The organism is Rhizobium jaguaris (assembly GCF_003627755.1).
In the GTDB taxonomy this organism is placed as follows: Bacteria; Pseudomonadota; Alphaproteobacteria; order Rhizobiales; family Rhizobiaceae; genus Rhizobium; species Rhizobium jaguaris.
Genome location: NZ_CP032694.1, coordinates 3217890 through 3231159 on the forward strand (window position 1 = coordinate 3217890; position 13270 = coordinate 3231159).

At 60.3% G+C, this 13270-nt stretch carries 18 protein-coding genes and 1 pseudogene; 10 read left to right on the plus strand and 9 right to left on the minus strand.

Going from position 1 to position 13270, the window contains the following annotated elements; all coding sequences use genetic code 11:
* Positions 1-219: 219 nt before the first annotated feature.
* Positions 220-1113, minus strand: a complete 894-nt coding sequence (locus CCGE525_RS15660) for a sugar phosphate isomerase/epimerase family protein (protein ID WP_120705085.1) — start codon at positions 1111-1113, stop codon at positions 220-222.
* 13 nt (positions 1114-1126) lie between these two features.
* The gene (locus CCGE525_RS15665; RefSeq protein ID WP_120705086.1) at positions 1127-2161 is read right to left on the minus strand and encodes a Gfo/Idh/MocA family protein; all 1035 of its coding nucleotides are present in this window, start codon (positions 2159-2161) and stop codon (positions 1127-1129) included.
* Between the two features lie 135 nt (positions 2162-2296).
* Between CCGE525_RS15665 and CCGE525_RS15670 the strand changes: the two genes are divergently transcribed.
* From CCGE525_RS15670 to CCGE525_RS15680, 3 genes are all read left to right on the plus strand, one after another.
* A complete protein-coding gene (locus CCGE525_RS15670; protein ID WP_120705087.1) occupies positions 2297-3340 on the plus strand; it encodes a substrate-binding domain-containing protein in 1044 nt (347 codons plus the stop codon).
* Between the two features lie 90 nt (positions 3341-3430).
* On the plus strand, positions 3431-3826 hold the full coding sequence (locus tag CCGE525_RS15675; protein WP_120705088.1) for a group II truncated hemoglobin: 396 nt from the start codon (positions 3431-3433) through the stop codon (positions 3824-3826).
* A gap of 2 nt (positions 3827-3828) precedes the next feature.
* Complete coding sequence (locus tag CCGE525_RS15680) at positions 3829-4206, plus strand: DUF423 domain-containing protein (protein ID WP_120705089.1); 378 nt, start codon at positions 3829-3831, stop codon at positions 4204-4206.
* 41 nt (positions 4207-4247) lie between these two features.
* On the opposite strand, the gene hmuQ is transcribed toward CCGE525_RS15680, so the two are convergent.
* The 5 genes from hmuQ to CCGE525_RS15705 form a co-directional block, all read right to left on the minus strand.
* Entirely contained in the window at positions 4248-4562 is a 315-nt protein-coding gene (gene hmuQ, locus CCGE525_RS15685; RefSeq protein WP_120705090.1) for a heme-degrading protein HmuQ, read from the minus strand.
* 17 nt (positions 4563-4579) lie between these two features.
* Positions 4580-4858 (minus strand): hypothetical protein, encoded by a 279-nt coding sequence (locus CCGE525_RS15690; RefSeq protein WP_120705091.1) that lies wholly within the window; start codon positions 4856-4858, stop codon positions 4580-4582.
* Positions 4855-5253 (minus strand): DUF2325 domain-containing protein, encoded by a 399-nt coding sequence (locus CCGE525_RS15695; protein WP_120705092.1) that lies wholly within the window; start codon positions 5251-5253, stop codon positions 4855-4857. Before CCGE525_RS15695 ends, CCGE525_RS15690 begins: the two co-directional genes overlap by 4 nt.
* Positions 5254-5375: 122 nt before the next feature.
* A complete protein-coding gene (gene tolA, locus CCGE525_RS15700) occupies positions 5376-6707 on the minus strand; it encodes a cell envelope integrity protein TolA (RefSeq protein WP_120705093.1) in 1332 nt (443 codons plus the stop codon).
* A 4-nt stretch (positions 6708-6711) separates the two neighbouring features.
* Complete coding sequence (locus CCGE525_RS15705) at positions 6712-7161, minus strand: hypothetical protein (protein WP_120705094.1); 450 nt, start codon at positions 7159-7161, stop codon at positions 6712-6714.
* 195 nt (positions 7162-7356) lie between these two features.
* Between CCGE525_RS15705 and hemP the strand changes: the two genes are divergently transcribed.
* The 7 genes and pseudogenes from hemP to CCGE525_RS15740 all read left to right on the plus strand — a co-directional run bounded on the left by hemP (position 7357) and on the right by CCGE525_RS15740 (position 12407).
* Positions 7357-7530, plus strand: coding sequence for a hemin uptake protein HemP (gene hemP, locus CCGE525_RS15710; protein WP_120706432.1), 174 nt, complete (start codon positions 7357-7359; stop codon positions 7528-7530).
* A 9-nt stretch (positions 7531-7539) separates the two neighbouring features.
* Positions 7540-8606: pseudogene (locus CCGE525_RS15715) on the plus strand (hemin-degrading factor).
* Between the two features lie 10 nt (positions 8607-8616).
* Complete coding sequence (locus CCGE525_RS15720) at positions 8617-9549, plus strand: heme/hemin ABC transporter substrate-binding protein (protein ID WP_120706433.1); 933 nt, start codon at positions 8617-8619, stop codon at positions 9547-9549.
* Between the two features lie 19 nt (positions 9550-9568).
* Entirely contained in the window at positions 9569-10663 is a 1095-nt protein-coding gene (locus CCGE525_RS15725; RefSeq protein ID WP_162950250.1) for a FecCD family ABC transporter permease, read from the plus strand.
* Between the two features lie 7 nt (positions 10664-10670).
* Positions 10671-11462, plus strand: a complete 792-nt coding sequence (locus tag CCGE525_RS15730; protein ID WP_120705097.1) for a heme ABC transporter ATP-binding protein — start codon at positions 10671-10673, stop codon at positions 11460-11462.
* Between the two features lie 180 nt (positions 11463-11642).
* On the plus strand, positions 11643-11993 hold the full coding sequence (locus CCGE525_RS15735) for a glycine zipper domain-containing protein (RefSeq protein WP_120705098.1): 351 nt from the start codon (positions 11643-11645) through the stop codon (positions 11991-11993).
* Between the two features lie 9 nt (positions 11994-12002).
* Positions 12003-12407, plus strand: a complete 405-nt coding sequence (locus tag CCGE525_RS15740; protein WP_120705099.1) for a hypothetical protein — start codon at positions 12003-12005, stop codon at positions 12405-12407.
* A 27-nt stretch (positions 12408-12434) separates the two neighbouring features.
* Here CCGE525_RS15740 and CCGE525_RS15745 read toward each other — a convergent pair whose 3' ends face one another.
* Entirely contained in the window at positions 12435-12986 is a 552-nt protein-coding gene (locus tag CCGE525_RS15745) for an RNA polymerase sigma factor (protein ID WP_120705100.1), read from the minus strand.
* A gap of 12 nt (positions 12987-12998) precedes the next feature.
* Positions 12999-13205: a NepR family anti-sigma factor gene (locus tag CCGE525_RS15750; protein WP_120705101.1), complete on the minus strand. Its 207-nt coding sequence runs from the start codon at positions 13203-13205 to the stop codon at positions 12999-13001.
* Positions 13206-13270 lie beyond the last annotated feature (65 nt).

Sequence of the window (13270 nt, forward strand, 5' to 3'; positions counted from 1 at the left end):
TATCGGTCCGACGGCATGGCTCGCGATGCCTATCGGCGTTTTCCTATTGGCTTTACGTTCGCCCGCTCACTCCATGAGGCCAACAAGCGATCTCTGGACCTCTCAACGCTCCTCCGTTTCGACGTCCGGGCCAACTGGAGCGTTACAAAGCATCGCTCCAGCTTCCCGAATTAACGCACAACTCTTTCCTTAAATCGATCCCGATTTAAACGGTGCGTGTTATTCGACGAAATCGCCACCGCGGCTCTTCTTGAGATAGTTCAGACCATGGATCTGGCCAGTCATTTCCAGTTCGTTGCGATAGACCGGATCGTGCCAGCCTTCGATATCGATCGAACCGGACCAGCCGGCAAGGCGCAGTTCGGAGATGACGTCCGTCCAATTGCTGTCGCCGAAACCCGGCGTGCGCATGAAGACGAACTTCTCCTTGCCGAAAATGCCGTGTTCCCTGATGACATCCCAGCGGATCGTCGCGTCCTTGCCGTGGACGTGGAAGATTTTCTTTGCCCATTTGCGGATCTGCGGCAGCGGCTCAATGAGATAGACCATCTGGTGGCACGGCTCCCATTCGAGGCCGATATTGTCGTCGGGCGTTTCGTTGAAGATCAACTCCCAGGCATCCGGGTTATGTGCGATATTCCAGTCGCCGGTCGCCCAGTTGCCGTCCATGGCGCAGTTCTCGAAGGCGATCTTGATGCCCTTGTCGGCGGCACGCTTGGCAAGCTCGCTCCAGACCTGCTTGTAACGCGGCAAGCTGTCGGTGAGCGGCTTGTTGCGGATACGGCCCGTAAAGCCGGCGACGCAGGTTGCGCCGAAATGATGGGCGTTGTCGATGCAATCCTTCCAGCCCTGCAGCGTCTGCTGGTCGAGGTCGGTGCCTTCGAGCGGATTGCCGAACATGCCGATCGTGGAAATGGTAATGTCGCGGTCGCCAATGGCACCGATGCAACGCTTGCCGAGCTCCGCAAGGTTCTGGCCGTTGGTCGTCTGCCAGAAGAAGGGTTCGAAGCTTTCGAAGCCGAGATCGGCGATCTTGGCGATGCCTGCAGCGGCATCTTCGTTGGTCGCCTTGATCATCGTCCCGATGCGGATGGCCTTTGCCGGATTTGTCATGATCTCACTGTCCTTATGCTGAAATTTCGATACGTCGGCCCGACTTGGCGCTTTCGATCGCACCGAGGACCATGGCGAGGCTGCGGATATTGTCGCGGCTTTCGGTTTCCGGCCGCTTGCCGGTCTTCACCGCCTCGATGAACGAGGCGATGACGCTGGCGTGCCCGTGCGTCTCTTCATCGTGCTCGGGACCGGGAACTTCGATCGGGGTAAAGCCGTGCAGCAGGCCGGGCTCATGGCCAGCAACGGAGGCTTCGAAATTCTCCTCACCGTCCCAGGTCAGCATGCCTTTACTGCCGGTGAGCCGCCATTGGCTCTCCCAACTCGTGCGCTTGCCCTCGGCACACCAGGAGCCGCGATAGCTGAAGACGACATCGTCGGAAAATTCGAACACCGCATGCGCGGATGCGCCGTGCTTGTACCAGGAGCCAACCGGATTTTTCTCGACGCAATAGACCGAAAGCGGCGTCTTGCCGGCAACGAAACGGGCAGCGTCGAAGGTGTGGATCGCCATGTCGAGCAACAGCACGTTGTCCATTTCTTCACGGAACCCGCCGAAATGCGGGCCTAGGAAGAAATCGCAGTGGATGCCGGTGAGCTCGCCAATCGCGCCCTCCTCGACGAAACGGCGCATGCGGCGCACGCCGGAGATGAAGCGGCGGTTCTGGATAATGGCATGCACCTTGCCGGTCTCGGTGGCAAGATCGATGAGGGCGGCGCCCTCGGCCAACGAGGTCGCCATCGGCTTTTCGCTCAGCACATGGCAACCGGCCTTCAGCGCAGTCGACACGACGCCGAAGCGAGCGGCGGGTATGACGACGTCGAACACGAGATCTGCCTTCGTCGCGGCAATGACCTCCGCCAGGTCCGCGCCGATGACGGCCTCCTGGAGACCGAATTCTTTTGCAAGGTTTTCTGCGGTCGCCCGGTTCAAATCGACCAGACCGACAATCGTAATGGCTTCGGCAAGCGACGGCGTCGAGGCAACAGCCCGAAGCCAGCCCTTGGACATAGCTCCGCACCCGCACAGAATTGCGTTAAATTTCACGATTTCCTCCTGCGAACGGCGTCAAACTCCACATGACACGCGTCCCGTAAACGTTTACGATCCTATGCGAAAAGATTTTCCTGTGTCAATAGAGGAGGACTATGGAAAATGGCGCATGGAGGAAAACCGCGGCCGATGAAGGGAATTCGTCAGCTTGCCGAGCATCTCGATATCTCGATCGGCACAGTATCACGCGCGTTGAACGGCAAGCCGGATGTCAATGAAGAGACCCGCAAGCGCGTTCTCGCCGCCGCCGAACAATTAGGCTATGTGGCGAACCAATCAGGGCGCAGCCTGCGGCAAGGTACGACGAACGTCATTGGGCTGATGATCCAATCCAGCAGGGAAACTGTTGAAAATAGCGACAATTTCTTTCTGACCGTAACAGGCGGACTGCAGAGCGTATTGTTGCGCCACAAGCTCGATCTGATCATGTTGCCCTGCCCGCATGACGAAGATCCTTATGAGTATCTGAAGCGCATGGTGGCGAGACGCATCGTCGATGCGCTCATCATTTCGGAGACGCATCGCGTCGACAAGCGTTTTGACTTGCTCGCCAAGGCGAAAATCCCTTTCGTAGCCCTTGGCCGCAGCCTTTCGGGCGGCAATTCCTCCTGGATCGATTTGGATTTCGATGGTGTCGTCAATAGCGCCGTCGACCGGCTGGTGGCGCATGGGCATCGCCGTATCGCCATCAGCGCGCCCTCCAGCGACATCAATCTCGGTTTCATTTTCGTGGAAGGCTATCGCCGGGCGCTGGAGCGACACGGCATCGCCTATGACCCGGCCCTGGTCATTCGTGCCAAATCGAGCGAACAGGGCGGCTACCAGGTTGCCGACGAATTACTTCGCCTCGAAGACAGGCCGACGGCCGTGATCCTGATCTACGAATTGATGGCCATCGGCCTCTATCGGCGCGTGATGGAATCCGGCATCATTCCGGGGCGTGACATCGCCGTCGTAGGCTTTCGCGAGGCGCCACGCGCCAAATTCTTGCAGCCGCCACTGACCTGCTTTCGCACATCATTGCACGACCTCGGCGTCGAGCTGGCCGAAATCCTGCTTTCCAACATGCCCGCCTACAGCCAGGAATACCCCGGGAAGGCGCGCCAGACGGTCTGGCCGCTCGAGCTCATCCCTGGGGAAAGCGACGCCTTCCGGCTGACAACCAAAAAATAAGGCAGCGCCGAAACGCCGCACCGGCCGCTTCGGCGGTTGCGGCATCGCCTGCCAGTTGCCATTTAAACCGCAGGCAACGGGGACAGGCATTTGAGCGAAGAGACCACCACACTTTATCAGGCGATCGGCGGCGATGAAACCGTGTGGGCGCTGACGGCACGTTTCTACGAATTGATGGATACGCTTCCCGAAGCAGCAAACTGCCGCGCGGTGCATCCGCCGAGCCTCGAGGGCTCCAGGGAAAAACTCTACGAATATCTGACCGGCTATCTCGGCGGACCGCAGCTCTATATCGAAAAGCGCGGCCATCCGCGCCTGCGCAGCCGCCATTTCATTGCTGCCATCGGCCCGAAGGAGCGCGACGAATGGTTGCTCTGCTTCCGCCGCGCCATGGACGAAACCGTCGCAAACGAGAAACTGAGGGCTATCATCTGGGAGCCCATTGAACGCCTCGCCTTTCACATGCAGAACCGGGAACAGGATTAGACATGAGCTTCAGCGCCACGATCCGTCCGCTTACCCTGTTTATAGCCGGCATCCTCGGCGGCGCCGGCGTTGCGCTCGCAGCAGCGGCATCCCATGGCGGCGACACGCATTTTCTCGGTTCCGCCTCGACCATGTGTCTGGCGCATGCCCCTACCCTGCTTGCCCTCTATGCCGGGTACGACCGCATCCGCACCGCGCCGATAGCAGCCGTGCTGCTAGGGCTCGGAACACTGATCTTTGCAGGTGATCTTGTCGGCCGCCATTTCGGCAATAGTTCGCTTTTCCCGCTGGCCGCACCGACGGGAGGGCTCGGCATGATAGCGGGATGGGCTGTGGTGGCTCTGGGCGCGTCCTTTAAAAGGACCGCAGCTGAAACTTGAAACCGGCCGTCGATCTCGCCGGCCGGTATCAGACGATGCCGTCAGACGCCGGCAACCACATTAAATCCTTCGAACCGCGGCGGCCCCCAATATAGCGCCTTGTTATCACCAGCATTGCGGTGCGCCATGCGGAAATTCTCGGATTTCGTCCAATTGAGGAAATCCTCTTCACTGCGCCAGATCGTATGCGAGGAAAACAGCGTATAACCCTCTTCCACATTCGTGCCGCCGCGCAGCAGGCGGAATTCTACGAAACCAGGGACATCTTCCAATCGTGAATCGCGACCTTTCCAGACCGCTTCAAAAGCGCCTTCCGAACCGATGATGACCTTGAAGCGGTTCATCGCAATATACATGGCTGGATCTCCCGGTGTCAGACCTTCTGGCGGCGTTGCGCAGTCTTGCCCGGCAGCGGCGCAAAGGCAATGACATTCGTGCCGTCTTGCGCAGAAACACCCAGCGGCGGATTCGGCTCTTCAACTGGAGCGCGCGCCTCCCAAAAAGGAAAGGCCGTCACGTTGGAAGCCTGCCTTTGCTCTTCGGCGCGGCGCATCAGTAACTCATAGAGCTCCGGCACCAAGCCGTTGCCATTTTGTGAGGCCAGCTTGTGCAGGCCGATCATCATGAACCCGTCAGGGCCTTTGTCAGTCATCGGGAATTGTCTCGTTCGTTCATCGTCTGCAGCGCCCGCTCGAGGCTCGACTTGCTGCCATTGCGCAAAGGTATGAAGGCCTTGCCGAATTTCTTGCAGCCGGTCTTCACCCGCAGGCAAGCATCGTGGCTGATACAGTCGATCGGGCAGAAGACGCAGTCGACCGAAGGCAGCACGGTGTCGATGCGCGACACCGCCTCGCGCAAGCCGCCGTCGTGATGGATGAGCTCGGCGCCGAAGCTGCTGGCGATCTGGCGCAAATGCGCCACCTGGCAATCGCGACCGCCGACATAGAGGAAACTGCGCCCGTCGAGACTGGATCTTGCGGATACCGGCTCCGGCGTTTGCGCCTCGCGGCTATCGCGGCCAAAATCCTTTTTCCCCTTACGCGCCATGCGTCACCCGCTCGTTGGTTGCTCTTGTGCACTCGACTCCAGCGAGCGCGAGAGAACCATATTAAAGTTGATTTTTGCAGTAAAGTATAAAGTTGATAATTTTCATCATATTTTATTGCGGCCTATCGCCCTGTCACCTGAACCTCCTGCGTGAAGGACCAGCTGGGTTTGCCCCATTCCGGGGGCAGCGGCGGAAACGGTGCAGCTCGGCGAACGCCATCGGTGACGGCTTCATCCAGTTCGGGAATGCCCGAACTCCGTGCTACGGAAAGGGAACTGAGCTCACCGCCCGCTCCGATCGTCAGACGCACCCGAACCGTTATGCCCTTTTCGTAATTCGAGGACAGACGCACGGCGCGGCGAATGCGGGACTGCACCTTGCCCGGATAATTGGCAACGGCCGCGCTGCCCAAGCCGGTGCGACGGCCGTCGGTTAGCGAATTCGCATTCGACTGCGCATTTTCAGTGCCTTCGGCAGAACCCTTCTTCGAATCTTGCTCACTCTCGCCGCCGGAGCCGGCCTTCACCTTCACGGCCTTGGGCGGCTGTTTCTTGACGATGTCTTTCGGCTTTTCGATCGGCTTGGCCTGTTGAAGCGGTTTCTCGACCGGGGTCACCGCTTCGGTGGGCGGTACGGCAGCCTGCGCAGCCTCCACCGGCTGCACTTCAACAGGTTTCGTCTCGGCGGGTTGGACTTCCTCAGGCTTAGCATTTGTCGGCTGCACCGACGCCGTCATCGGCTGAACCACGGTCGTTTCGGCCGGCGCCTGCGTCGCCAGCACCTCCGGCTCCGGGCTGACGATCGCTTCCCGCGAGATCTGTTGCAGCGGCTGCGCCGTCTCCACCGTTTCAGTCGCCGGCTGAACAGCTTCGACTGTCTCGACCGGCTGAGCCGCCGTTGGCTGCGGTTGAACGGCTTCCGCTTCTGCAGGCTTTACATCGGCAGGCTGCATCGTCCGCGGCTGCACGGCATCTGCCGTTATCTGCTCGGGCTGCGGCTCCGTACTTTCCTCGCCCGCCGACATCTGATCCATATCCGAGCTGCCGAGCATGATAACGCTGACGGTATCGCCGGCCTCCTCCTCGGCATCTTCGGGGGCCACGGCCATCGTCACCAACAAGGCCGCAACAATAACAGCGTGAAAGAGGAAGGAGCCGAGGCAAGCGACGGCAACAGTTTTCTTGCCTGTCGAAGGAGCCAGCCTCGGCCTCTCCATCAGCACATCCATGACGGGTGGCTCGGGCGCATCCGGCACAGGCTCGGCCGGATGATCGGGAAAGGAGCCTATCTGCGTGAATCGGCTGTAATGCGCAACCGCTTCAGCGGCCGGGGGGCGCGGTAGGCCGTCAAGGCCGATCAGTTCGTGGCCTGGAAGCACACTCGGATGATTGTCATTCATGCCGCCGCCGGCGCGGCGACGCTCGATGGAAACCCTGACCGAGCGCGAAGCCATGGTCTCAGCCTTCGAAAGGAACGGAAAGCTGTGAACGCGTCGTGAGAGCTGCCTTGCACTCCCCCGCCGCCGGGCCATCGCACACCGGCGTATCGTTGATGATGATGCGGCTGACGCTCTCGCACTTCACGCCAGGCATATCAAATTGCCGCACCCGCTTCTTGCCGACCGGCAGGTCGCGAAAATCAAGGACGGTGACGCGGTCGACCGCATTCTTGTCGTTGAAGAAGGCGAGTTCGAAGGAGATCTTGCCGATCGGCGTCGCCAGATCGTTTTCCGCGACGAAGGTCATCATGCAGCCCTTCTGCGACGGTACCAGTGCATTGAGCTCGACACTCAGCTTCTGGGCACTCGCCGTTGGAGCCGCAGTCGCATCCTGGGCGAAGGCCGGGAGGCAGGATGCAATGGCGATCAACCCGCTGGCGGCCACCGCCAAAATCGTCTTCGTCGGCATCAGCAATCTCTCCTGAATATCTCGTGGCGAGCGCGGATCGAACACCGAATACCGGCATGCGCACCACCCAAAATTAAAACTTGACTCTAACACTCTTCTATTGCGTCTTTAGGAAACCTTGAGTATGTGAGTCAAGATAAATCTGGCCAGGGCATTGTCCGGCTTCCTATGAATTTTCAGGCAAAACCAAGCAGGATGATTGCTGAGAAAACCCCAATACAGCCGGTGCCGCTGATGGCCGCACCGCAAATTAGAATTGTCGAGAGCACGGATATTTTCCGTGGCCAAACTGAAATCATGATCAGGCACGAGGGCGTCATCTACCGGATGAAAATCACGCGCCAAGGCAAACTCATTCTCAACAAATAGGCATAGCAGATGACTGACACGACCAAAGAAACGACCCGATTGTCCCCCGCCGACATCCGCGCCTTCCGCGCCGAAAATTCAAAATGCGCGAGCGCGATATCGCTGCTCGGTTGGGTGTTTCCGAGGCGGCACTGGTTGCCGCGGAAGTCGGCATTTCCGCTGTTCGCATCGACGCCGATGTCTATCGTTTCCTCGATCGCGTCGCTTCCCTCGGCGAAGTCCTGGCGCTGTCGCGCAACGAAAGCGCCGTACATGAAAAAATCGGCGTTTACGAAAACATCAAATCGGGCGTGCAGGCGGCCATCGTGCTCGGCGAGAATATCGATCTGCGCATTTTCCCGAAGCGCTGGGCGCATGCCTTCGCGGTCACCAAAATGGATGGCGACCAACAGCGGTTCAGCCTGCAGTTCTTCGACAAGGCCGGTAGCGCCGTCCATAAGGTGCACCTGCGCCCCGCCTCCAACCTCGAGGCCTATCATGCCATCGTCGTCGAGCTGCTGCTCGAAGACCAGTCGCAGGGTTTTATCGAGGATCGCTCCGGCTACGACAACGGCGCGATCGACGGCGATGTCAGCCGCGACGAACTGCGCGACCACTGGAGCCGCATGACCGACACACATGAATTCTTCGGCATGCTGAAGAAATTGAAGATCGGCCGCCAGGCGGCGATCCGCACGGTCGGTGACGATTATGCCTGGAAGTTGGAGACGAGCGCGGTCGCCGAGATGATGCATGCCTCTGTCCGCGAAGGTCTGCCGATCATGTGCTTCGTTGCCAATGACGGCATTGTGCAGATCCATTCCGGACCAATCTTCAATGTGCAGGCCATGGGTCCGTGGATCAACGTCATGGATCCCACCTTCCATCTGCATCTGCGTCAGGATCACATTGCCGAGGCCTGGGCCGTGCGCAAGCCGACGAAGGATGGTCATGTCACCTCGCTTGAAGCCTACAACGCCAAAGGCGAGATGATCATCCAGTTCTTCGGCAAGCGGACGGAAGGCTTCGACGAGCGTCCCGACTGGCGCACTATTATCGAGAACCTGCCGAAGGCCGATGCCAGCGTCGCTGCGTAAGGATCGGGCCATGACGATGTTGAAGAACTTCAAGCGCATCAAGCCGTGGGAAATCGCGCTGACAGCGCTAGTGATGGCTTTGCCATTCCTTCCCACGAGCCCGATCAAGAGCGGCCATGATTTCGTCGGGCACGCCCACGCCACGGAAGCGCCCAAGATCGATACGTCCCGCCTTGTCTCGATCGGCGGCGACGTCACCGAGATCATCTACGCGCTGGGCGAGGGAAACAGACTGATCGCCCGCGACTCCACCAGCATGTATCCGGAGGCGGCGGCCAAGCTGCCCGATGTCGGCTATATGCGCGCGCTTTCACCCGAGGGCATCCTCGCCGTCAATCCGACCGCGATCGTCGCGGTGGACGGCTCCGGCCCGCCGGAGGCTCTGGCGGTGCTGCGCAATGCCAGCGTGCCCTTCGAAACCGTGCCGCAGACCTATGACCGCGACGGCATTCTGAAGAAGATCGACGTCATCGGCTCGCTGCTTGGTGTTCCGGACAAGGCGAAGGCCCTCGAAAATAAGGTTGCCGCGGATCTCGACGCCTCGGTCACGGACTCCGGGAAACGCTCTGAGGCCGAGCGCAAACGCGTGCTTTTTGTCCTGAGCAACCAGAATGGCAAGATCCTCGCTTCGGGCGGCAACACCGCCGCCGACGGCATCATCAAGCTTGCCGGCGCCATCAATGCCGTCGACAATTTCTCGGGCTACAAGCCGCTGACCGATGAAGCGATCATCGAGGCAAAGCCCGACGTGATCCTGATCATGGACCGTGAAGGCCCGCTGTCGATGAAGGATGACGACCTCTTGAAGCAACCGGCGATTTCGCTAACGCCGGCGGCCAGCCACAAGGCGATCATCCGCATGGACGGCCTGTATCTGCTCGGCTTCGGGCCGCGCACCGCCAGCGCCGTGCGCGAGCTCAACGCCGCGATCTACGGGGGCTAAGGTGGCACTCAACGAGGTCATGCCGGGGCTGAAGCGCATGTCGCACCATACGGATCGCCGCCATCGCGAGGGCGACCGCACCGCCCTTGCTCTTTTCGTCCTGGCCGGCCTCGTGGTCACAGCCCTCCTTGCTTTCGCCTTTTCGATCATGACCGGCGCATCCGATGCCTCAATTGTCGATGTCATCGGAAGCATGGTAAGCGGCGGCGCGGACAGTGCGCTGAGCAGCCGCGATCGTATCATCATCTTCGATATCCGCCTTCCCCGCGCTATCCTCGGCTTCCTGATAGGCGGCGGGCTCGCTGTTTCGGGTGCGGTCATGCAGGGCCTGTTCCGCAATCCGCTCGCCGATCCCGGCCTGATCGGGGTTTCGGCGGGCTCCAGTCTCGGGGCAGTGGCGATGATCGTCCTTAGCGGCAGTATTCTTGCCCCGGTCGCGCATGTCTTCGGCATCTTTTCCTTCCCGATTGCCGCCTTCATTGGCGGTCTCGTCACAACTGTGCTCCTCTACAGAGTGGCGACGCGGCAAGGGCAGACATCCATAGCGACCATGCTCTTGGCCGGTATCGCGCTCGGTTCCCTGGCGCTGGCGGCGACCGGCATGCTGATCTACATGGCCGATGATCGGCAACTTCGCGACCTCACCTTCTGGAGCATGGGCTCGCTCGCCGGGGCGACCTGGACCAAGATCGCCGCCGCCGGACCGATCATCGTCCTCTCCATGCTGCCGCTGCCCTTCATGGCGCGCGGCCTCAATGCGCTGACGCTCGGCGAAGCAGCCGCCTTCCACATGGGCATCGCCGTACAGCGGCTGAAGAATGTCGCGATCGTCAGCGTCGCGGCCGCGATCGGCGCCTCCGTAGCAGTCAGCGGTGGCATCGGCTTCGTCGGCATCATCGTGCCGCATATTCTGCGCCTGGCGATCGGCCCGGATCACCGTTTCCTGCTGCCGGCCTCCGCGCTGCTCGGCGGCGCGCTACTGATCATCGCCGACGTGGTCGCCCGCACCGTCGTCTCCCCGGCCGAATTGCCGATCGGCATCATCACCGCCGGTGTCGGCGGGCCGTTCTTCCTGTGGATGCTGCTTCGGCAGCGCTCGCGCCTCAGCCTGTGAGATTTCGATGATCGACGTCTCGAACCTTTCCGTGCGGCTCGCCGGCAAAACAGTCCTGCACGATGTCTCCTTCACCGCCCCGGCCGGCGCACTGACAGCAATTTGCGGACCGAACGGCTCGGGCAAGACGACGATTGTGAAGGCCATTTCGAGGGAACTCGCCTATCACGGTACGGTGCGCCTCAACGCAACGGAAATCGGCAGCCTTGACGCTTGGCAACTGGCCGAAATGCGCGGCGTGCTGCCGCAAGCGAGTGCCATCTCCTTTCCCTTCACCGTTTACGAAATCGTCCGCATGGGGCTGACGACCGGGCGCAACCGCCATCCCGAACAGGCCGATCGTATAGCCGCCGAGGCGCTTTCCTCCGTCGATCTCGCCGGCTTCGAGGGCCGCTTCTATCAAGAGCTTTCCGGCGGCGAGCAACAGCGCGTCCAACTCGCCCGGGTGCTTTGCCAGATCCCCGAGCCCATCGTCGACGGGAAGCCTTGCTGGCTGTTTCTCGACGAGCCTGTCTCCAGCCTCGACATCAGCCATCAGCTCACCATAATGACGCTCGCCCGGCAATTCTGCCGGCGCGGCGGAGGTGTCATTGCCGTGATGCACGATCTTAATCTCACCGCCCTCTTCGCCGACCAGATGGTTTTGCTCAAGAACGGGCGATTGCAGGCGGCCGGTCCCGTAGCCGACGTTTTGACCGATCGGCATCTGCAGGATGTCTTCGGCTGTGCGCTCCGGGTCAACTGCCTCCCCCTCGATGGCGTGCCGTTCGTGCTCGCACATAGTGCGCTAGCGGAGTGATTTCCCTTTCGCCGCACAAGCCGGAACTTTTCGTTGCATCGCTGCGTTGATGACCAATGATCCAGATCAATGTTCTGCACGCCAGCAGCGCAATATGCTGGCAGCACTCGGTTATCGCAAAAGCCGGCGCGGTTTTCAGGCGCCGGGACGAAGACGCTAACGACGTAAGGGAGCAAGACCATGGCACCATCCATTCTCCATTCGGCGCGAGCCAAGCGTAATGGCGGCAGCCTGCACGACATCGAAGCCAGCATCGAGGAGCAGATCGAACATCTGCGCAACGAAATCGCCGCTTTCGCCAAGATCGTCGGTGAAAACAGCGCCAAGCAGAGCCAGACGATGCGCGCGCGTGCCGAGACCGGCTACGAGGATCTGACGGCTCGCGGCGAAGAACTGCTGCGTGAGTTGCAGCACGGCTATGTCAGGGGCACGCGGGAAATGCGCAGGACCGTGCGCCAGCATCCCATTGCCACCATCGGGGCTGCTGCAGCTTTCGGATTGGCGGTTGCCCTGCTTCTGTCACGCCGTTAAGGAGCTTCAATGCTAGCTCCGTTCCTCGGCCTGCTTCTGTCGGGCACTTTGAACCGCACCGTTGCGCGCACCAAGCGCAACGGTATTTTTGTCGTCATCGCCGCGATTCTCATTTTAACGGCCTATGCCTTTGCTCTGATAGCCGCTGCCATTTGGCTGGCGAGCATCTACGGAGCAGCCGTGTCGGCACTGTTGATTGCCGCCGGCGCCCTGCTGCTCGGCCTGATCGTTCTCGTCATCATGACGATCATCAACAAGCAGGAGGAGCGCCGCATCCACGAACGTCGCGCCGCCTTGGAATCCATGGCCGTCGCAGCGCTTGACCTCGCAAAGTCACAACCGCTGCTCACCGCTGCCATTGCTACCGCGCTGGTATTCGGCAACTTGCTTGGAACGAAGAAGCGGGATGATTGAGAGCGGCTCGGTACAGATTGCCTCTGCCTAGAAAGCAAACGCCTTGGACGTCAACGGCGCGGAGGTGGCGTCGGGACCGAAGTCCGCTTCTCCGGAAATCTGCAGCAATTCCTGTAGACGCTGCCGGGCCCTGTTGACGCGGCTCTTGATGGTGCCGACGGCGCAACCGCAGATCTCTGCAGCCTCCTCATAGGAAAAACCGGAGGCGCCGACGAGGATGATGGCTTCGCGTTGATCGGCCGGCAACTGATCGAGTGCCTTGCGGAAATCCTGCAGGTCGAGCGCGCCATATTGCGAGGGATGTGTTGCCATCGATTCGGTGAACAGGCCATCGCTGTCCTGCACCTCGCGGCCACTTTTGCGCATCTGGCTATAAAGTTCGTTGCGCAGGATGGTGAAGAGCCAGGCCTTCATATTCGTGCCCATCTCGAAATGATCCTGCTTCGCCCAAGCCTTCATGATCGTGTCCTGCACGAGATCATCGGCGCGGTCGTGGCGGCCGGTCAACGAGATGGCGAAGGCACGAAGGCTCGGGAGAGCGGCCAGGAGTTCACGCTTGAAGCTCGGTTGCGGTTCCATGACGCTTCCTCCTCAATCGGAGAGCTTTGCAGAAGCTAGCCGTTCAGCTTGATCCAACTTCTCAAGCAGATCAAGGAAACGATCGGGGATAGCCTCATCCTGCACCGCAGCGTAGAAGGAGCGCAGCCGGTTACCAATCTGATTGTTGGGATCGAGGATATCGACGGCACGCACGTCAGGCCGTTTGCGGTCCGCGTCCTCTTGATTCTGGGTAGTCATTTAGCCTGCTCGCTTCCGCATTTTCTCGCGTTCATGGGCGGGTGTGTGCCTTTATACACCCAGTC

What these genes read in the sequence shown, in the direction of transcription:
- CCGE525_RS15695 (WP_120705092.1), bottom strand. Translation starts at nt 5,253, where the DNA reads ATGGCGCGTAAGGGGAAAAAGGATTTTGGCCGCGATAGCCGCGAGGCG.
- CCGE525_RS15735 (WP_120705098.1), top strand. Translation starts at nt 11,643, where the DNA reads ATGGCACCATCCATTCTCCATTCGGCGCGAGCCAAGCGTAATGGCGGC.
- CCGE525_RS15740 (WP_120705099.1), top strand. Translation starts at nt 12,003, where the DNA reads ATGCTAGCTCCGTTCCTCGGCCTGCTTCTGTCGGGCACTTTGAACCGC.
- CCGE525_RS15680 (WP_120705089.1), top strand. Translation starts at nt 3,829, where the DNA reads ATGAGCTTCAGCGCCACGATCCGTCCGCTTACCCTGTTTATAGCCGGC.
- hmuQ (WP_120705090.1), bottom strand. Translation starts at nt 4,562, where the DNA reads ATGTATATTGCGATGAACCGCTTCAAGGTCATCATCGGTTCGGAAGGC.
- CCGE525_RS15745 (WP_120705100.1), bottom strand. Translation starts at nt 12,986, where the DNA reads ATGGAACCGCAACCGAGCTTCAAGCGTGAACTCCTGGCCGCTCTCCCG.
- CCGE525_RS15670 (WP_120705087.1), top strand. Translation starts at nt 2,297, where the DNA reads ATGAAGGGAATTCGTCAGCTTGCCGAGCATCTCGATATCTCGATCGGC.
- CCGE525_RS15660 (WP_120705085.1), bottom strand. Translation starts at nt 1,113, where the DNA reads ATGACAAATCCGGCAAAGGCCATCCGCATCGGGACGATGATCAAGGCG.
- CCGE525_RS15725 (WP_162950250.1), top strand. Translation starts at nt 9,569, where the DNA reads ATGCCGGGGCTGAAGCGCATGTCGCACCATACGGATCGCCGCCATCGC.
- tolA (WP_120705093.1), bottom strand. Translation starts at nt 6,707, where the DNA reads ATGGCTTCGCGCTCGGTCAGGGTTTCCATCGAGCGTCGCCGCGCCGGC.
- CCGE525_RS15730 (WP_120705097.1), top strand. Translation starts at nt 10,671, where the DNA reads ATGATCGACGTCTCGAACCTTTCCGTGCGGCTCGCCGGCAAAACAGTC.
- CCGE525_RS15690 (WP_120705091.1), bottom strand. Translation starts at nt 4,858, where the DNA reads ATGACTGACAAAGGCCCTGACGGGTTCATGATGATCGGCCTGCACAAG.
- CCGE525_RS15705 (WP_120705094.1), bottom strand. Translation starts at nt 7,161, where the DNA reads ATGCCGACGAAGACGATTTTGGCGGTGGCCGCCAGCGGGTTGATCGCC.
- CCGE525_RS15720 (WP_120706433.1), top strand. Translation starts at nt 8,617, where the DNA reads ATGACGATGTTGAAGAACTTCAAGCGCATCAAGCCGTGGGAAATCGCG.
- CCGE525_RS15750 (WP_120705101.1), bottom strand. Translation starts at nt 13,205, where the DNA reads ATGACTACCCAGAATCAAGAGGACGCGGACCGCAAACGGCCTGACGTG.
- hemP (WP_120706432.1), top strand. Translation starts at nt 7,357, where the DNA reads ATGATTGCTGAGAAAACCCCAATACAGCCGGTGCCGCTGATGGCCGCA.